Source organism: uncultured Aliiroseovarius sp., from assembly GCF_947497285.1.
Classification (GTDB): Bacteria; Pseudomonadota; Alphaproteobacteria; order Rhodobacterales; family Rhodobacteraceae; genus Aliiroseovarius.
Genome location: NZ_CANMFT010000002.1, coordinates 124,772 through 144,040 on the forward strand (window position 1 = coordinate 124,772; position 19,269 = coordinate 144,040).

Below are 19,269 nucleotides of genomic sequence, written 5' to 3' on the forward strand. Positions count from 1 at the left end.
TCTGATCTGTATCAAAAGAATACCACCGTCGCGCTTGCCGCGACGGATCACGCCCGACCCGCCCCACAGGGCGGGCGTGAATACGCCCACCCTCGGGCCGGGCGCGATCCTCTGTTTATCTTGAAAGGAATGCAGCCATGCTGATCCTTGAATGCCCCTATTGCGGCGTGGTGGCCGATGAAACGGACCTGCATGGCGGCGGCGAGGCGCATCTGAAGCGTTTCGGTCCCGGCTCGTCCGATGAAGATTTTCAGACCTATCTGTTCCACCGCGCGAACCCCAAAGGCGTTCACTTTGAACGCTGGCGGCACGTGTCGGGTTGCGGCAAGTGGTTCCACGCGGCGCGCAATACCATGACGCTCGAGGTTTACGGCACCTATTCCGCCCAGACCTATGAGCCGCCCAAAGCGATCATCAACGCGGTTATAAAGAAACATCCCGAATGGGAGGGCTATAAATGAGCACCCGTCTGGCAAAGGGCGGCCGTCTGATCGACCGCACCAAACCGAAGAATTTCACCTTCAACGGTAAACGCATGAAGGGGTATGAGGGCGACACGCTGGCCGCGGCCCTTCTGGGCGAAGACCAGATGCTGGTGGGCCGGTCGTTCAAATACCACCGCCCGCGCGGCATTGTCGCCAGCGGCGCGGAAGAGCCCAATGCGCTGGTCAACATGGGGCAGGGCGGGCGCTTTGAACCCAACCAGCGCGTCACCACGACCGAGCTGTTTGACGGCCTGACCTGCACCTCGCAAAACCACTGGCCGAGCCTTGAGTTCGATGTGGGCGTGATCAACAACTATGCCGCGCGTTTCCTGCCGGCGGGGTTCTATTACAAAACCTTCATGGCGCCCGCGCCCGCATGGAAACACGTGTTCGAACCGATCATCCGCAAATCCGCTGGTCTGGGCAAAGTCCCGACCGAGGCTGACCTGGATCGTTACGAGCATTTCTATCACCACACTGATGTGCTGGTGGTCGGCGGCGGTGTCGCCGGTCTGGCCGCCGCTCTGGCTGCAGGTCGGTCGGGCGCGAAAGTGCTGGTGATGGAGCAGACGCACCATTGGGGCGGCCGTGCGCCGGTTGATGGCGGCGAGATTGACGGGCTATCGCCTGAAGATTGGATCAATGCCACTCTGGCCGAGCTGGAAGGGATGGACAGCGTCACCCTGCGCACCCGCATGATGGGCTCGGGCGTTTATGATCACGGCTATGCGCTTGGCTATGAACGTGTGGCGGATCACACGCCGGGCGATGACCGCCCGCGCCATCGCCTGTGGCGCATCCGTGCACAGCAGATCGTCACCGCGACGGGGTCGATCGAACGCCCGTTGTCCTTTGCGGGCAACGACATCCCGGGTGTCATGCTGGCCGCTGCCGTGCGTGATTACGCCGTGAATTGGGGCGTGTCGGTGGGCGACCGCACCGTGGTTGTGACCAACAATGACGACGCCTACCGCACGGCACTTGTGTTGAAAGAGGCCGGGCTGGACGTGCCGGTCATTCTGGACGCACGCGACCAAGCCACCGGTCCGCTGGCAGAGGCTGCCCGCGCCGCTGGCATTCGTGTCGAGGTCGGCAAAGCAATTGCCAAGGTGAACGGCGGCAAGCGCGTCACGGGCGTGTCGATCTGTTCGCAGTCAGGCGAGGGTTCGGCGGTCGAAGATATCGCTTGCGACGCGGTCGCCATGTCGGGCGGCTGGTCGCCTGTCGTGCACCTGTGGTCGCATTGCGGCGGCAAACTGATCTGGGACGAGGCGCAGTCGCATTTCCGTCCCGATCCTGACCGCGCGCCCACGGGCCATGACGGTCAGCCTTTCGTGGTCACCGCTGGTGCCGCGTCGGGTGCTATGGGATTGGCGGATGTGCTGTCGGACGCCTATGAAGCGGGCAAGCAAGCGGCGAAAGCCGCAGGCGGCAAGGCCGTGCGCAAGGCTGGCCCCAAGGCAGACCCCGAGGCGACACAGCCAATGGCTCCTGTCTGGATCATGCCGCAGGGTGCGGGCCATCAGAAACGCATGAAAATGTGGCTGGATTACCAGAACGACGTGAAGGTGTCGGATGTGCAGCTTGCTGCCCGTGAGGGATATGAAAGCGTCGAGCACACTAAGCGTTACACCACGTTGGGCATGGCGACGGATCAAGGGAAACTATCTAATATCAATGGCTTGGCGGTTCTTTCTGATGCATTGGGTCAACCCATTCCGGCGACCGGCACCACCACTTTCCGCCCGCCTTACACGCCGATCAGCTTCGGCGCGATTGCAGGTGAAGCGCGTCACGAGATCTTCCAGCCGATCCGTCGCACGCCGATGCATCAGTGGCACGAAGACGCGGGCGCCTACATGGAACCTGTCGGCCATTGGCGTCGCCCATATTGCTATGCCAAACCGGGCGAGACCAACGAACAGGCCGTGCATCGCGAAGTTCTGAACACCCGCGAAAAGCTGGGCCTGCTCGATGCCTCGACGCTGGGCAAGCTGATCGTCAAAGGTCCGGACGCGGGCAAGTTTCTGGACATGATGTATACCAACATGATGTCGAACCTTGCCGTGGGCAAATGCCGCTATGGTCTGATGTGCTCGGAAAACGGGTTCCTGTCGGACGATGGTGTTGTCGCCCGGATCGACGAGGATACGTGGCTCTGCCACACGACCTCGGGCGGGGCCGACCGCATCTATGCGTGGATGGAGGAATGGCTGCAAACCGAATGGTGGGACTGGAAAGTCTACGTCGCGAACATCACCGAGCAACTGGCGCAGGTCGCCGTGGTCGGCCCCAACGCGCGCAAGCTGTTGGAAAAGCTGGGCGGGATGGATGTGTCCAAGGAAACGCTGCCCTTCATGCAGTGGAAAGACGGTAAGATCGGCGACTTCGACGCCCGCGTCTATCGCATCTCGTTCTCGGGCGAGCTGTCATACGAGATCGCCGTACCCGCCAGCCAGGGCCGCGCCTTCTGGGACAAGCTGCTGGAAGCCGGTGAGGAATTCGGCGTCATGCCTTACGGCACTGAATGTCTGCACATCATGCGGGCCGAGAAGGGCTTTATCATGATTGGCGACGAAACCGACGGTACCGTGATTCCGCAGGATCTTGGGCTGAACTGGGCGATCTCGAAGAAGAAAGAGGACTTTCTTGGCAAGCGCGCTCAGCTTCGTAGCCATATGACAGACCCGGATCGCTGGAAGCTGGTCGGCTTGGAAACGCTGGACGGTTCGGTCCTGCCGGATGGGGCTTACGCGGTCGCGGAAGGCAACAACGAATACGGCCAGCGCAACATGATTGGGCGCGTGACCTCTACCTATTATTCGCCGACGTTGAAAAAGGGCATCGCGATGGGGCTTGTGAAACACGGTCCCGACCGCATGGGCGAAGTCTTGGATTTCCCGACGGTCGATGGGTCTAGCACGGTGATTAAGGCGCGGATTTGTGATCCGGTCTTCTATGACAAGGACGGGGAGAAGCAGAATGTCTAATGCTGTATCCGCACTGCAAGGCGCGTCGTTTGATGGCTATTGCAAGGTCGAAGAGGCCGGATTGGTCGGCATGATCACCCTGCGCGGCGATCTGTCGTCTGCGGGCGTTGCCAAGGCGGTCAAGGCCGCAACGGGGGCTGCCATGCCGGGGCAGGGCGAGATTACCGAAGGTGCAAAAGGGCGCGCGGGCTGGATGTCTCCTGATGAGTTGTTGCTGATCGTGGATCACGCCAAGGCGGCAGACTTTGTCGCGGCCGCCAGCAAATCGCTGGCGAAAGAGCACGCGCTGGTTGTGAACGTGTCTGACGCGCGTGCGGTCTACCGCGTGACCGGAGACGCTGTGCGCGAGGTGCTGGCCAAGCTCAGCCCTGCCGACACAGCCGCCATGGTGCCCGGCCAAATTCGGCGCACCCGGATCGCGCAAATCCCGGCTGCGTTCTACCTGACCGACGAGAAAACGGCGGAACTGATTTGTTTCAGGTCGGTGGCACAATACGCGTTTGATATCTTGAAGGATGCAGCGATGTCTGGCGGAGAAGTCGGCGTTTAAGAACTGCGCCGGCTCGAAAGCAATTTGCAACCAATGGTTGAGATGCTAGAGTGCGGGAATGCGTATTCTCGCCCTCTTCCTCATACTTCTAACGCCGGCCACCGCGACGGCCACAATCTACAATTGTGACATCACGCCCAGCGGAACGGGGGACTGGCTGCCGACGCGGCTGCTGGTTGAACATGAAGTTGGAGCGCCTTCAGCGGACGTTTGGGACCCCCTGATCAAGTATTTTGTAGGGGCGCCAATGCAGGCCCGTGTTGTTGTAGAGAATTCCAAACGGGTTACCATGACGTGGGACATAACGCGCCTGACAAACACCCAAAGAGGTGACCGGCAATATACGCCAGCGCTCAGTTTTCGGGCGACGATCCTGAAGCCGTCCCTGAAACTGGTAATTCGGTCGAAACCTCGCGGGTATTCGAACGCCTATTTGGGGCAGGGCATTTGCCGAACGAAGTGAACGCGAAATTGGCAGCACGGGTTCATTCGCACGACGCCGGTCGATACGAATATAGCCGGTTCTCTGGGTTGCCCCTTGACCTTCCCCCGCCCGCTGCCCCATCTAAGACGTAACGGAAACACGCACGAACAGGAGGCCAAAATGGCTTTTGAACTTCCCGATCTTCCTTACGCACATGACGCACTGGCCGAATTCGGCATGTCGGCGGAAACGATGGAATTCCACCATGACCTGCACCACAAAGCCTATGTCGACAATGGCAACAAACTGATTGCCGGGACCGAGTGGGAAAACAAGTCGCTGGAAGACATCATCACCGGCACTTACGACAAGTCGGCTGTTGCTCAGAACGGTATTTTCAACAACATCAGCCAGCTTTGGAACCACAACCAGTTCTGGGAAATGATGGGTCCGGGCAAGACCGCGATGCCGGGTGAGCTTGAAAAAGCGATCAAAGACAGCTTTGGCTCGGTCGACGAATTCAAGTCGCAGTTCGCCGCAGCCGGTGCAGGCCAGTTCGGCTCGGGCTGGGCGTGGTTGGTGAAAGACACCGATGGCGGGCTGAAGGTCACCAAGACCGAAAACGGTGTGAACCCGCTCTGCTTCGGCCAGACCGCTCTGTTGGGCTGCGACGTGTGGGAGCATTCCTACTATATCGACTTCCGCAACAAGCGTCCGGCGTATCTGGACAACTTCCTGAACAATCTTGTGAACTGGGAAAACGTGGCCTCGCGCCTGTAAGGCATTGCGGCACGCAACCGAAGATCCGGTTGCACGACGCATCACAGAATGTCATGGCGGTCACCCCTTGGGTGGCCGCTTTTTCTGTGCCATGACAGTCCGATACGCAGCAGGAGCGCGCCATGAGCGACACCACAAAAGGGATTGCGGCAATAATAGCCGCCTGCGTCGTCTGGGGCACGTCTCCGTTGTTCTACAAGATGCTGGAACACGTGCCGCCGCTTGAGCTTCTCAGCCACCGAACCTTGTGGTCGCTGGCACTGTTCGGGTTGCTCTTGGGCGTGCAGGGCCGGTTGGGCGAAGTCCCAAAGCTGTTGCATGGCCGATCGCTGCTGCTGATCGCGGTTTCGGCTTTCGTCATCTCGGTCAATTGGGGCGGCTTCATCTTGTCGGTGCAGATCGGCATGGTGGTGCAAAGCAGCCTTGGGTATTTCATTTTCCCCCTGGTGATGGTCGCTTTGGGGCGCCTGCTGTTTGGGGAAACCATCACCCGCGCCAAGGCGATGGCCTTGGGGCTCGGGGTTTTGGCGGTGTTGACGCTGACGTTCGGTTTGGGTGTCACGCCATGGCTCTCGCTGCTTTTGGGGGGGACATTTGCCGTCTATGGCGCGGTCAAAAAGGTCGTCGCCTCGGGTCCGATCGTGTCTGTAACCGCCGAGGTTTTGTTGCTGGCCCCCTTGGCCATCATCTGGCTGCTGGGCACGCATTTGGCCGGCTGGGAGGGGATCGTGGGCCGCAACGGCGCCGTTTTCGGCCAGCATCTATGGGACAGCGTGTTGCTTGTCACATCCGGTCTGATCACGGCAGGGCCGTTGGTGATGTTCAGCTATGCCTCGCGCCGGTTGGCCTTGTCGACGGTGGGGCTGGTGCAATATCTGAACCCGAGCTTGCAATTCACCTGTGCCGTGGTTGTTCTGGGCGAGGTGATAACCCCGTGGCATATGATTGCCTTCCCAATGATCTGGTTGGCGCTTGCGATCTATTCTGCAGATGCCATCCGTCGCGACAGAGCATCGCGCAAGGCCGCGACGGCCTGATCCACTGTGTCTGCAACGGTGATGAAATCACGCAAGCTGGCCTCGGCGTAGCCTTGGTCGATCACGTGGTCCACCAATCCGATCAGCGGGTCCCAGAACCCGTTGACGTTCAGCAGCAGGATCGGCTTGTCATGCAGCCCAAGCTGGCGCCAAGTCAGCACTTCAAAGAATTCATCCAGTGATCCGGCGCCGCCGGGCAAGACCACGACGGCGTCTGAATTCATGAACATAACCTTCTTTCGCTCGTGCATGTTCTCGGTCACGATGAAGGTGGTCAGGTCGCGCTTGCCCACTTCGCGCTGTAGCAGGTGCTGGGGGATCACCCCGAAGGTTGTCGCGCCCTGCGCCTTGGCTGCCGCTGCGACCGTGCCCATCAGCCCGACATCGCCCGCACCATAGACCAGCCGCCATTTGTTTTCGGCAAGTGCGGACCCGAGGTCGCGCGCAGCCTCGGTGAAAGCCGGATCAGCGCCAAATCGTGAGCCACAGTAGACGCAGACAGAAGCAGGTAGAATGGGCATGGAGCATCCCTTTGGTGCAGTGGTGAGAATGAGCTTTTGACCGGTGTTAGCGGGATTGATAGACTTCAACAAGGCAGTGCGACGCAAAGATCGCCAGCAGAGGAAGCATATGACAGCAGAAACAGGCGGCACCGGCCCCTCGAAAGGGCTTTTGATTGCAGGCGGGGTGGCAATCGTGCTTGGCCTTGCGGTCTTGGGATATGTGATGCGTCCAGACCCGGCGCCGATGGCTGACACGACCGCTGATCAAACCACTGACACAACGCCCGGTGGGCAGGTCGCGATCACGCAGGACGCCACCACGCCCGACGCGGCAGACGCGACGCCACCCGCTGGATTGGCGGGCTTTGATGTGGTGCGCGTGGACCCCGAGGGTCGCGCCGTCGTGGCAGGGCATGGCACTCCGGGCAGCACACTTCAGTTGACGATCAACGGTGCGCCGCTTGAAACGGTGATTGTCGATGCTGATGGAAACTTCGTGACCTTGCTGGACATGCCCGCGGACACGCCGGGCACGCTGGGGCTTGACGCTTTGGATGAAACCGGTGCCGTTATCGAAGGCGGGGCGATGGCGCAGACGGTGTTGATTGAACCTGCTGCCTCTGCGACGGCAGACGACCAAGTTGCCGACGCGGGGCCTGCGCCCGAAACAGGCGACGCCACTGCCCCGACAGTGGAAACAGGCGAACAAGCCGCTGCCCCACGCGTTCTATTGGCCGACGATCAGGGCATTGCCGTCTTGCAGGATGGCACCGGGCGACCTGCGGTGGACAACGTGGTCATCGACGCCATTTCCTATGACGAAGCCGGAGAGGTCGCGCTGTCCGGGCGCGGGCAGGGCGGCGGCAATGTGCGCGTCTACCTGGATAACACCCCCGTTCAAACGGCCAAGATCGCCGAAGATGGCCAATGGCGTTTGCCGCTGCCCGAGGTCGAGGGCGGCGTCTATACACTCAGGGTCGATGAGTTGTCAGACGATGGCACGGTTCTGTCGCGCACAGAGACACCATTCAAACGCGAAGAGCCTGAACAGTTGGCGGAGGCCACCGCACAGGTGGCGGACGCGGCGGCCCGCGTTCAGGCGGTCACGGTGCAACCGGGGTTTACCCTTTGGGCCATTGCGCGCGACCATTTGGGTGATGGTCCGCTATATGTGCGGGTGTTCGAAGCCAACCGCGACCAGATCCGCAATCCCGACCTGATCTATCCCGGACAGGTCTTTAAAATTCCGGACGCCAACTAGCGCCTCGCCACCGCAACACGCATCTAATGCGCTGCGATCCGGTCGCTATGGCGTGACGCGGTCCGTGCAGGCGCAAATATCCGGGTCGCGGGCGCAGCAATCGTTCAGCAGATAGGCAATGACACCACCAAGGGCGGCGCGGTCGGTGGCGTAAATCACCTGGCGTGAGACCCTGCGCGATGTCACCAACCCCGCGGCCTCCAGCTGCGACAGGTGAAAGGAAAGCCCTGAGGCCGAGACACCAAGCGCATCCGCGATCGACCCTGCGGGCAGTCCTTCCTCACCCCGCGGCACAAGAAGACGCACGATCTCCAACCGTGTGTCATGTGCCATCGCGGACAGGGATTTGAGGACTCGACTCTGCTCCATATTTCAAATATCGGTGAAATATTGAAATAACACAAGCCCCAGAGAACCCCTTGCGCGCGTTCCTTAAGTGGGCCTGCGAGAATAAGGTTTCGAATGGCTCCCTCCCGTATCACATCGACAGAAACGCCAAAAGATGGCTGGCGCACGATCAAGCGCGTCGCGCCGTATCTTTGGCCCGAAGATCAGCCCTGGGTAAAACGGCGCGTGGTCATTGCGCTTGTGATGCTGCTGGCATCCAAGGTGATTTCGGTGCTGACACCGTTTCTTTACAAAGGCGCGGTCGATGCGCTGAGCGGCGAGGCGACCAACGAAGCGTGGATGCTTGGGGCGGGCGCGATTGGGCTGACGCTGGCCTATGGTATGGCGCGGATGATGACCAACGGGTTCCAACAGCTGCGCGATGCGGTGTTTGCCCGTGTGGGCCAGCGCGCATTACGTCAACTGGCGCTGGAAACCTTCACCCACATTCACCGCCTGTCGATGCGCTATCACATCACGCGCAAGACGGGCGGGTTGTCGCGGATCATCGAACGCGGGGTGAAGGGCGTCGAGTTCCTGTTGCGCTTCATGCTCTTTTCCATGGGGCCACTGGTGCTGGAACTTGCGCTGATCTCGGCCATCCTCTTTTTTGTCTTTGATGTGTGGTATCTGGCGGTCGTTGTGGGCACGATCGGTGCGTATGTCTGGTTCACCTTCAAAGTGACCGAATGGCGTGTGCGCATTCGCAAGGAGATGAACGACCAGGACACCGACGCCAACCAAAAGGCCATCGACAGCCTGCTGAACTTCGAGACCGTGAAGTATTTCGGGGCCGAAAAACGCGAAGCCGCGCGCTATGATGTGGCAATGGCTGGGTATGAGGTTGCCGCGCTCAAGACCTCGTATTCGCTGGCGTTCCTGAATTTCGGGCAGGCCTTCTTGATCACGCTGGGGCTTGTCGGTGTCATGGTTCTGGCCGCCATTGGTGTGCAGGCGGGCGACCTGACCGTGGGCGATTTCGTCATGGTCAATGCCTATATGATCCAGATCACCATGCCCTTGAACTTTCTTGGCACGGTCTACCGCGAGATCCGCCAATCGCTGGTCGATATGGGCGAGATGTTCGACTTGCTTGAGCAACCAGCCGAAGTGACGGACAAACCGGATGCACCCGATATCAAGGTCACGGGTGGTGCCTTGCAATTTGAAGATCTGAAATTTGGCTACGACGCCAAGCGGCCGATCCTGAAAGGTGTCTCGATCGACGTGCCGGCGGGCAAGACGGTTGCCATTGTCGGCCCCTCAGGGTCTGGCAAATCTACCATCGGTCGGTTGTTGTTCCGGTTTTATGACGTCAGCGGCGGCAGCCTGAAGATTGACGGGCAGGACGTGCGCGACGTGACCCAAGACAGTCTTCACGGTGTCATTGGGGTCGTGCCGCAGGACACGGTGCTGTTTAACGACAGCGTCTATTACAACATTGCCTATGGTCGGCCAGAAGCCTCGCGCGACGAGGTCGAAGGGGCTGCGAAGGCGGCCAAAATACACGATTTCATCATGAGCTTGCCTGACGGCTATGAAACACAGGTCGGCGAACGCGGGTTGAAGTTGTCGGGCGGTGAAAAACAGCGGGTGGGCATCGCACGCACGCTGTTGAAGAACCCGCCGATCCTGCTGTTGGACGAAGCCACATCGGCGCTGGACACCCAGACCGAACGGGATATTCAGGAAAGCCTGCGCGAAATGGGCGAGGGGCGCACGGTGATCACCATTGCACACCGCCTGTCCACCATTGTTGATGCCAATGAAATCATCGTGCTGGAAGCCGGCGAGGTGGTCGAGCGTGGCAGCCACGACGCGCTTTTGGATCACGGCGGCCGCTATGCCGCGATGTGGGCGCGTCAGGCCAGCGAAGAAGAAAAGAGCGATATCGCTGCCGCCTGAACAAGTGCCACGCACAACAGGCGCCAGTGGACCCGGAGAATGATAAAGGAACGCCCGCTTTGACAGCCGGGCGCCCCTTTTTTTCACGTGCTGATCGCGTGACCGGTTACTCGGCCGCTTTCATCGAGCTTTCGTCGCCGTCTTCTGGCGCTGCATCATCGATGTCCGCGTCACCCTCGCGCTTCGCGTGTTTCACGTTCAGGTCATCCAGCGTTGCCTGCGCGGTGTTCAGGACCCGCTGCAGGTCTTCAAGACTGACGGGTGTGTCATCGGTGTCGTCGTGTTCGGCATCGTCAAGCTCGCTTGTGGCGACCCAGACGACCTCTCTCACAGGCTGCTTTTTGGCAGCCTTTTCAAGCGCGACATCGCGCGCAGTTTGTCCCGATCGGCGGGCCAGTGCGCGCAACGCATTGGTGGACCGATAGGCGCCCGCTGACACCCAGACCCGCAGCGCCAACATCGAAGGGGTGAAGACCAGCGTCAACACCGTTGCGATGCCAAGCCCGAACACGACTGCCGTTGCCAGTTGTTTCCACCACAACGCCGTGGGCGCGTCGATGGAATAGCCCCCGTTGAAGAAGTCCAGCGACAGGCCGAACATCATCGGTGCAAGCCCCGCCATGGTCGTGATCGTGGTCAAAAGGACGGGGCGGATGCGCGCCTCGGCGGTGCGGGTGATGGCTTCGAGCTTCGGCATGTAGCGCGAATAGTCCTGATAAGTGTCGATCAGCACGATGTTGTTGTTCACCACGATCCCCGCCAGCGCCACAATGCCTGTCCCTGTCATGATGATCGAAAACGGCTGTTGCATCACCATCATCCCCACCAGAACACCGGTGGTCGACAGCACAACCGCAAGCAACACCAACACCGAGTTGTAGACGCTGTTGAACTGCGCCAGAAGGATGATGAACATCAGGCCAAGCGCGCCGAGGAAGGCCTGGCCCAGAAAGGCCTGACTTTCGGACTGGTCTTCCTGATCGCCAGTCCATTCATAGCTGACGCCTGCGGGCAACCCTGCGGCTTCGACCCATTCGGTCAGCGCGGCAATGCGATCATTTGGCGTCACGGGCGTGCGGGTCAGATCCTTGCCGGCATCATCAGCCATGATCTGGTCGGCCTGGGCAAGGGTGACATATCGGTCCGCACCCGCGTCATCTGTCAGGCGCACGAGGTCGGGAACCACGCCCGCTTTCACATCGTAATAGCGGCTTTGATCGACACGGTCGATCTGGGCAAGGCTGGGCACCGGTTTGCGCGTGACGAAGTTGGACAGCGGCACAAGGCCGGTAGCAGTGCGCAGTTTCAGCGCGTCTAGCGTGGACAGCACCCGGTCCTGTTCGGGCAGACGAACACGGATTTCGATTTCCTCGTCCGAGCTGTCGACCCGCATCGTATCCAGCAAGATCCCGTTGGTGATCAGCTGCACCATGCCACCCACGGTCGCCACGTTGGTGCCATAGCGGCCAGCCTCTTCGACATCGACCTGAAGCTGCCAGTCAACGCCAGGCAGGGGCAAGGTGTCTTCGACAGCCACCAGACCGGGCGTGTCGTTGAACTTGGCGATCACAGCGTTGGCGGCGGCCTCAAGTGTCTTCCAATCCTGACCTTTCAGGCGCATGTGAACGGGCTTGGCCGAGGCCGGACCACGATTGAGGTTCAGCACCTCGGACCGCACCCCCGGAATGGTTGCAAGCCGTTCCTCCAACCGGGCCATCACCGCGTCGCCGTCAAAATCCGGGTCAATCTCGGTCGTGGTGAAGGGGATCAGGCCCAAAAGCTTGATTTGCTTCTCGATCGAGGGCCGATCATCCCAAGCCACAAGCTCGATCTGAAGCTGGCCGACCGTGTCGCGCGGACCTTGCGCCCCGCCGGTGTTCTGGTTCAGCCCGCCGGCCCCCGCGAAGGCAAAGACGCTTTCGATGCCCTTGGTGGACAGGGCGATTTCTTCTGCCTGACGCACCATGGCGTCTTTTTCCTGAAGGCTCAGATTGCCACGCGCACGGACATAAACGATCGCCTGTTCCGGCTCGCTATCGGCAAAGAACTCGACGCCCAGATTGTTGCGGCCATAGAACATGAAGGTCGTTGCCACAAAGCCAACCACCAGCGCGATGGTGACCAGCGGCATGACCGGGTTGCCTGAAATGAAGTGTATGAGGTGGCCGAACCATGTGCGCCGATACCCGCCCTTGATCTTCTTGGCCGCCCGCTGGCGCGAGATCGAGCCAAGCGTGATCGAGGTGGCCGAGGTGCCAACAAGAAACATCAGTGCGCCGGGCAGGATCGCCATCGCCCCGTCAAAGGGCGCTGTGCCGCCAAACAGGTAACCGGGGTTCAAGAGCTGGAAGGCCGACAGGTACAGCACGTAGGCCGAAGGCACCACCAGCGCGAGCCGCACCCAGATCGGAAAGCCGCGCAGCGCAGTTGATAGGGTCGCAAACATGCGACTGATCCGGCCCGAAACGCCGCCCACCACCGGAAGATAAACAAGCGCGACCAGAAGCGAGGCGGACAGCACATAGATCAACGTCTTGGGCAACCAGCCCATGAACTCGCCCGGAATGCCGGGCCAGAACAGCATGGGAAGGAACGCACACAGGGTGGTGGCCGTTGAACTGACGATGGGCCAGAACATCCGTTTGGCTGCCGCCGTATAGGCCGCCATAGGCCCAACCCCGTCGCGAATTTTCTTGTCGGCATATTCGACAACCACAATGGCGCCATCGACCAGCATCCCGACGGCAAGAATGAGCCCGAACATCACGATATTCGAGATGGTAACCCCAAGGGCGCCAAACAGCGCGAAGGTCAACAAAAACGAGGTGGGGATAGCGAAACCGACCAACAGCGCAGGGCGCGTGCCAAGCGCCCCAAGCACCACGATCATAACCAGTGCAATCGCCGTGATGACCGAGCCTTCGAGCTGGCGCACCATACTGTCGACAACAAAGCTCTGGTCGTTGGAGGTGCCGATCCAGACCGCCTGACGCAGATCTTCTGGCCAGGAATCGCGCGTTTCCGCAACAATTTTGCGCACCTCGGCGGCGGTGTCGATCAGGTTGTAGCCTTTGCGCTTGACCACCTGAAGCGCCACGGTTGTGTCGCCATTGAACCGCGCGGTGCCCTCTCGATCCTCAAAGGTCAGACGGATCGTTGCCAGATCACCAAGCGTGATGACACTGTCGTCGTTCACCTTGACGGGCAAGTTATACACATCCTGCACCTCGTCGAAGGAGGATGGGATTTTGACGGCGGTTGATCCGGTTGGGGTCTTGATATCGCCCGCAGCAATCAGCTGATTGTTGCTTTGCACAACATTGATCAGCTCGTTGGCCGTTACGTTGTAGGCCTCAAGCTTCAGCGGGTCGATTTCGACCTCAAGCATCTCGTCGCGATATCCAGAGAGCGACGCCTCCAACACCGCATCCAGCCCTTCCAGCGTATCCTGCAGATCACGCGCAAGCCGCACCAGCGTGCGTTCGGGCACATTGCCGGTCAGGTTGACGATGATGATCGGGAATTCGGAAAAGTTGATTTCGTTTACGGAATAGCTGTCGAACCCCGAGGGAAACTTGCCTTCAGCAGAATTCATCGCGTCGCGCACGTCGGCCATGACGATGGTCTTGTCCCAGCCGAACTCGAATTCCAGCGCGACACCGGCATACCCTTCGGCGGCTGTCGCGGACATGGTTTTCAGCCCGTCGATATCGGCCAATTCGGTTTCCATCGGCCGGACCAGAAGCTGTTCTGCATCGGCGGCGGAAATGCCGGGGAAGGGGACCGAGACGAAAAGAGCCGGGATTTCGATATCCGGCTCTCCTTCCTTGGGCAGGCTGACATAGGCGATCGTGCCGGCAAGCACCGACAGGATCACGAAAGCTATGACCATCCGGGCCCGATTGGCGGCCCAGTCAACGATCCCTATCATGTGCCGGGCTCCTGATAGGTGATGTTGAGCGCGACACCATCAATGACATAGTGCTGGCCAATGACGATCACTTCGGCGTTGGCGTCCAGACCAGACACCCAGACCCCTTCGACGCTGTCTCGGATCATCGTCACAATCGCGAAGCCCGCGGTGCCATCGGGGTTGACGATCCGAACCCCTAGTTGCCCGTCATCGTCCAGTGTCAGAGCGCTTTGTGGCAGCAAATGAGCCTCCAGCCCATTGCCGGTGATGACGACTTCGGCCGTCTGACCCGCGCGCACAAGGGCGGCGTCAGGCAGCTGGGCGACCTCGACATCGACACGGAAGGTCCGTGTGACAGGGTCCGCAGTGTCTGCAACAAAGGATACCGCGCCGGTCAGGTCGCGACCCGAGGCCAGACGCACCGTCGCTTCAAGACCGGGCGTCAGTTTGTCCACCTGCAATTCCGAGACATAGCCCACGACGCGGACGGGATCATATTGAACGACCGTGGCGCAGGTTGCGCCCGGTTGCAGCAAAGTGCCCAATTCAGCACTGTCGGTTTCCAAAATGCCGGGGAAGGGCGCTCGTATCTCAAGCCGCGCAATCTCGCGTTCGGCGGCGGCGACGGCCGCTTCGGCGGATTGGATCTGGGCGGACGAGCTGGCGGCGCCGGATTGTGCGGCGATAAAACCGGCGCGCGCACCTTCAACCGAGGCCCTTTCGCTGGCCACACGCGTGTCCGAGGCGAACCCGCCTGCCGACAGTTTTTCAGCCGCATTCAGATTGATCAACGCTTCGTCCAACCGGGCCTGCGCTTCGATCACGCGGGCGTCGGCCTCTGGTGCGCGGGCGCGCGCTTCCGCCAGCCGGGCGCGCGCTTCGGCAAGGCTGGCTTCGCGCGTGCCGGGGTCAAGGCGGCAAAGCACATCGTCCGTTGCGACCTCGGCACCCTTGCCAAGCTTGGTCGAAATCACCTTGCCCGAGGTTTCGGCCCGCAGTTCAACGCGCCGGTTTGCCTCGGTCTTGCCACGCAGAAGCACTGGCATATCAATGGTGCGCGCTGCGCTTTTCAAGACAACCACCGACACCCCGCCTTGTGCGGCTTCGGTTTCAGCTGTGGCAGATGTTGCTTGATCCGTTTCGACTGTTGCGGCGCTTTCGCTGACCCCCGCTGCAGTTTTCAAACTGTCCCGCTGAAATACCAGCATGAACAGGCCTGCGATTACGAGCAAAGCAGTTAGAATCGGCAAAAGGCGCATAACAAGTCCTGTTCAATAAAGCTTTGCTGTGGAAGATAAGGTTAGTTTACCAGCGTCACAAGCGCGCTGGTGCGCTTTTCTTAACGGATCAAGTAAATCTGCCCCCGCCTTTCCTGACCCAAAAACCCATAGCTTTACGCCCCGCCGCCTTGCCCTCTTGGCAACCGGGCACCTTTGAGGCAAAAGGAACCAACAACAACACGCCGGAGGCAAAGTCGTGAGCGAGACCGACACTTTTATTGATGAAGTGACCGAAGAGGTCCGCCGCGACAAGTTGTTTGCGATGATGCGCCGTTATGGCTGGATCGCCGTCTCCTTGGTTGTTTTGCTGGTGGGGGGCGCGGCCTATAACGAATGGCGCAAAGCCAGCGAACGCGCTGCGGCGCAAGCCTTGGGCGACGCCATACTAGCCGCGGAAGAACAAGATGACGCAGTGGCGCGGGCCGAAGGGCTGGCCGCCATTGACGCCAGCGGTGATGCGGCTGCGGTCATTGCCCTGTTGGCGTCCGTGGACGGGGCGGAGGGCGCGCAGACCCTTCGCGACGTCGCCGACAATGGCGATATTGATCCGCTGTATCGCGATCTGGCCCAGCTCAAGCTGGTGTCCATGACCGAAAGCGGCCTGTCGCCAGACGATCGCCGCACACGGCTTGAACCGCTGGCCATGGCAGGCGCGCCGTTCCGTGTGTTGGCCGAAGAACAGTTGGCATTGGTCGAGGTCGAAGCGGGCGACGTGGAAGCAGCCCTTGCGCGCCTTCGGGCGCTTTTGGTCGATGACGAAGCGTCTGGGGCCTTGCGTCGACGTGCGTCTCAGTTGATTGTGGCGCTGGGTGGGTCGTTGGAGGCATCCTGACCTGCACCGCTGGGGCTCAACACCCCGGCTGCGCCAAGAAAGAATTATCGGGTATCTCGGGGGACACATCGTGAAATTGACACAGAGCGCCGCAATCTTGGTCTCGCTTGGTCTTTTGGTGGCCTGTTCCCAGCGGGAATACATTCTGCCGGGGGACCGCGAAGAGTTGCGCAGTCCAAACCCGCAGACGTTGGGCGCCGATGCCGCAGCAGCTGCGGCGGCCAAGGCGGATGACCGTCAGGACGGACCCCGCCCCATCGCGCTGCCCGCGCAGGTCAACCACGCCAGCTGGACCCATTTGGGCGGCAGCGTGACGCATCAGGTGCAGCACCCGGCCCTGTCGTCCGCACCGCAGTTGCGGTTTGCCGCCCCGATCGGGCAGGGCAATAACCGAAAACATCGGATCACCGCCGAACCTGTCGTGGCCGGTGGGCGCATCTTCACGCTTGATAGCCGCGCGCAAGTCGTCGCGACCTCGACTTCAGGCGCGTCGGTCTGGGCGCGCGACCTGACCCCTGCCTCTGACCGGTCAGACGACGCATCCGGTGGTGGCTTGGCCTATGCGGACGGCACCGTCTATGTAACCTCGGGCTTTGGCCTTGTCAGCGCGCTAGACGCCGCAACGGGCAAGATCAGGTGGCAACAGAAGATGGATGCGTCTGGCTCGGGCGCGCCTGCCGTGTCAGGCGGGCTTGTCTATGTGGTCAGCCGTGACAACACCGCCTGGGCGATTGAAACGGGCACGGGCCGGGTCAAGTGGCGGCTTTCCGGCACCCCCAGCCTTGAAGGTGTGGTAGGTGTCTCGTCGCCCGCCGTGACCGACCGCATCGTGCTTCTGCCCTTCGCCTCTGGCGAGGTGGTCGCCGCCCTCAAGCAAGGCGGGCTGCGCACGTGGTCGAATTTCGTCTCCGGTGAACGTGCGGGTCGGGGCTATTCGATCGTCACCGACATCACCGGCGAGCCCGTCGTTAAAAACGGCGTGATCTACACCGGCAACCCGGTTGGACGCACACTTGCCCTCAACATGTCAGGCGAACGCCTTTGGACCGCCAAGGAAGGCGCGACCGGCCCCGTTTGGGTGGCCGGTGGATCTGTGTTCCTTGTTTCGGACGAAGCGCAACTGGTTCGGTTGGATGCCGCCACAGGCGAACGCATCTGGGGCGTTCCGCTGCCCTATTACACCAAATCCAAAACACGTCGCCGCAAAGCGATCTATGCCAATTTCGGCCCGGTTCTGGCGGGCGGAAAGCTGTGGGTCGCGTCCTCGGATGGGGTCATGCGCGGGTTTAACCCGGTGGACGGGGCCATGGTCAGTCAGGTCGCCATTCCCGGCGGAGCGGCAACGCGTCCGGTGGTTGTGAACGGCACCGCATACCTGGTCTCGCGTGACGGTAAACTTCTGGCTTTGCGCTAACCGAAAAAACCGTGTAAGCGGGGCGCTTGACGTGACCCGGAGAGCGAAATGAGCTTCACCCTTGCCATTGTGGGGCGCCCGAATGTGGGCAAATCCACCCTGTTCAACCGACTGGTCGGCAAGCGCCTTGCGTTGGTCGATGATCAGCCCGGTGTGACCCGCGACCTGCGCGAAGGCGAGGCGCGGCTGGGGGATCTGAATTTCACCGTGATCGACAGCGCCGGGCTTGAAGAAGCCACTGACGAAAGCCTTCAGGGCCGTATGCGTCGGCTGACCGAACGCGCCGTGGAAATGGCAGATGCCTGTCTGTTTCTCATTGATGCGCGGGTAGGTGTTTTGCCATCGGACGAGGTGTTTGCAGACATTCTGCGCCGCAAGAATGCACATGTCATCCTGGCGGCCAACAAATCCGAAGGCAAAGCGGGCGAAGCCGGTTATCTCGAGGCGTTCTCGCTTGGGCTGGGCGAGCCAATCCGCCTGTCGGGTGAACATGGCGAAGGCATGGGCGAGCTGATGGATGTTCTGCGCCCACTTTCGGAGAAATTCGAAGCGCGAGCGGCTGAGCTGGCCCCTGAAACAGATGTGGATTTCGATGAGGACGCAGACGAAGGCCCGCGTGTCCCGACCATCGACAAGCCCCTTCAGGTGGCTGTGATCGGTCGCCCCAATGCAGGCAAATCGACGCTGATCAACAAGCTGATCGGCGAGGAACGACTGCTGACCGGGCCAGAGGCCGGCATCACCCGCGATGCGATTTCGCTGCGGTTTGACTGGGGCGGCGTGCCCACGCGGATATTTGACACGGCCGGGATGCGCAAACGCGCCAAGGTTCAGGAAAAGCTAGAGAAACTGTCCGTCTCGGATGGATTGCGGGCGGTGAAGTTCGCCGAGGTGGTCGTGGTCTTGCTGGACGCGGCCATTCCCTTCGAGCAACAGGATCTGCGCATCGCTGACCTGGCCGAACGCGAAGGCCGCGCTGTGGTCGTCGCGGTGAACAAGTGGGATGCGGAACCTGAGAAACAGGCGAAGCTGAAAGAGTTGAAGGAAGCGTTCAACCGACTGCTGCCACAGCTTCGGGGCGCCCCCCTGATCACGATCTCGGCCAAGACGGGCAGGGGCATGGAGCGGCTGCAAGAGGCCGTGATGCGCGCCCATACCGTTTGGAACCGCCGCGTGAAAACAGCGCAATTGAACGGCTGGCTGGCCGAAATGGTTTCGGCGCATCCGCCGCCTGCTCCGGGTGGCCGCCGTATCAAGTTGCGCTATATGACACAGGTCAAAACGCGCCCGCCGGGGTTTGTTGTGATGTGTTCGCATCCTGACAAGCTGCCGGAAAGCTACAGCCGCTATCTGGTGAATGGACTGCGGGAAGACTTCGACATGCCGGGCACGCCGATTCGGCTGACGATGCGCGGGCAGGGGGACAAGAACCCCTATAAGGACCGCAAAAAATCGACGCCATCGCGGTTGCGCAAGCACCTCGGAAAGGGTCGCGCAGACGACTAGAA

The 19,269-nt window shown here is 60.7% G+C and carries 14 protein-coding genes; 10 read left to right on the forward strand and 4 right to left on the reverse strand.

The features are described from left to right. Positions 1-137: 137 nt before the first annotated feature. The 5 genes from Q0864_RS04095 to rarD all read left to right on the forward strand — a co-directional run bounded on the left by Q0864_RS04095 (position 138) and on the right by rarD (position 6,266). A complete protein-coding gene (locus Q0864_RS04095) occupies positions 138-461 on the forward strand; it encodes a sarcosine oxidase subunit delta (RefSeq protein ID WP_298566411.1) in 324 nt (107 codons plus the stop codon). Then, a complete protein-coding gene (locus tag Q0864_RS04100) occupies positions 458-3,475 on the forward strand; it encodes a sarcosine oxidase subunit alpha family protein (RefSeq protein WP_298566413.1) in 3,018 nt (1,005 codons plus the stop codon). Before Q0864_RS04095 ends, Q0864_RS04100 begins: the two co-directional genes overlap by 4 nt. Next, a complete protein-coding gene (locus Q0864_RS04105) occupies positions 3,468-4,025 on the forward strand; it encodes a sarcosine oxidase subunit gamma family protein (protein WP_298566415.1) in 558 nt (185 codons plus the stop codon). Before Q0864_RS04100 ends, Q0864_RS04105 begins: the two co-directional genes overlap by 8 nt. A gap of 604 nt (positions 4,026-4,629) precedes the next feature. Further along, positions 4,630-5,229, forward strand: a complete 600-nt coding sequence (locus Q0864_RS04110) for a superoxide dismutase (protein WP_298566417.1) — start codon at positions 4,630-4,632, stop codon at positions 5,227-5,229. A 122-nt stretch (positions 5,230-5,351) separates the two neighbouring features. Continuing rightward, entirely contained in the window at positions 5,352-6,266 is a 915-nt protein-coding gene (gene rarD, locus Q0864_RS04115) for an EamA family transporter RarD (protein ID WP_298566418.1), read from the forward strand. Here the strand turns inward: rarD and Q0864_RS04120 are convergent. After that, on the reverse strand, positions 6,209-6,787 hold the full coding sequence (locus Q0864_RS04120) for a TIGR00730 family Rossman fold protein (RefSeq protein ID WP_298566420.1): 579 nt from the start codon (positions 6,785-6,787) through the stop codon (positions 6,209-6,211). The genes rarD and Q0864_RS04120 overlap by 58 nt on opposite strands. A gap of 109 nt (positions 6,788-6,896) precedes the next feature. On the opposite strand from Q0864_RS04120, the gene Q0864_RS04125 reads away from it, so the two are divergent. After that, positions 6,897-8,030 (forward strand): LysM peptidoglycan-binding domain-containing protein, encoded by a 1,134-nt coding sequence (locus Q0864_RS04125; protein ID WP_298566422.1) that lies wholly within the window; start codon positions 6,897-6,899, stop codon positions 8,028-8,030. 45 nt (positions 8,031-8,075) lie between these two features. On the opposite strand, the gene Q0864_RS04130 is transcribed toward Q0864_RS04125, so the two are convergent. Then, complete coding sequence (locus Q0864_RS04130) at positions 8,076-8,399, reverse strand: metalloregulator ArsR/SmtB family transcription factor (RefSeq protein ID WP_298566424.1); 324 nt, start codon at positions 8,397-8,399, stop codon at positions 8,076-8,078. 93 nt (positions 8,400-8,492) lie between these two features. On the opposite strand from Q0864_RS04130, the gene Q0864_RS04135 reads away from it, so the two are divergent. Further along, positions 8,493-10,322 carry an ABC transporter ATP-binding protein/permease gene (locus Q0864_RS04135; RefSeq protein WP_298566426.1) on the forward strand — a complete coding sequence of 610 codons (1,830 nt, stop codon included), beginning with the start codon at positions 8,493-8,495 and terminating at the stop codon, positions 10,320-10,322. A gap of 106 nt (positions 10,323-10,428) precedes the next feature. On the opposite strand, the gene Q0864_RS04140 is transcribed toward Q0864_RS04135, so the two are convergent. Both Q0864_RS04140 and Q0864_RS04145 read right to left on the reverse strand, forming a co-directional pair. Continuing rightward, the gene (locus Q0864_RS04140; protein WP_298566428.1) at positions 10,429-14,253 is read right to left on the reverse strand and encodes an efflux RND transporter permease subunit; all 3,825 of its coding nucleotides are present in this window, start codon (positions 14,251-14,253) and stop codon (positions 10,429-10,431) included. Beyond that, positions 14,250-15,443, reverse strand: coding sequence for an efflux RND transporter periplasmic adaptor subunit (locus tag Q0864_RS04145; protein ID WP_363317601.1), 1,194 nt, complete (start codon positions 15,441-15,443; stop codon positions 14,250-14,252). Before Q0864_RS04145 ends, Q0864_RS04140 begins: the two co-directional genes overlap by 4 nt. Positions 15,444-15,711: 268 nt before the next feature. On the opposite strand from Q0864_RS04145, the gene Q0864_RS04150 reads away from it, so the two are divergent. The 3 genes from Q0864_RS04150 (at position 15,712) to der (ending at position 19,267) form a co-directional block, all read left to right on the forward strand. Then, entirely contained in the window at positions 15,712-16,347 is a 636-nt protein-coding gene (locus tag Q0864_RS04150; protein ID WP_298566432.1) for a hypothetical protein, read from the forward strand. Positions 16,348-16,417: 70 nt separating this feature from the next. Further along, positions 16,418-17,761 (forward strand): PQQ-like beta-propeller repeat protein, encoded by a 1,344-nt coding sequence (locus Q0864_RS04155; RefSeq protein WP_298566434.1) that lies wholly within the window; start codon positions 16,418-16,420, stop codon positions 17,759-17,761. A 48-nt stretch (positions 17,762-17,809) separates the two neighbouring features. Continuing rightward, a complete protein-coding gene (der, locus tag Q0864_RS04160) occupies positions 17,810-19,267 on the forward strand; it encodes a ribosome biogenesis GTPase Der (protein ID WP_298566436.1) in 1,458 nt (485 codons plus the stop codon). Positions 19,268-19,269: the final 2 nt, after the last annotated feature.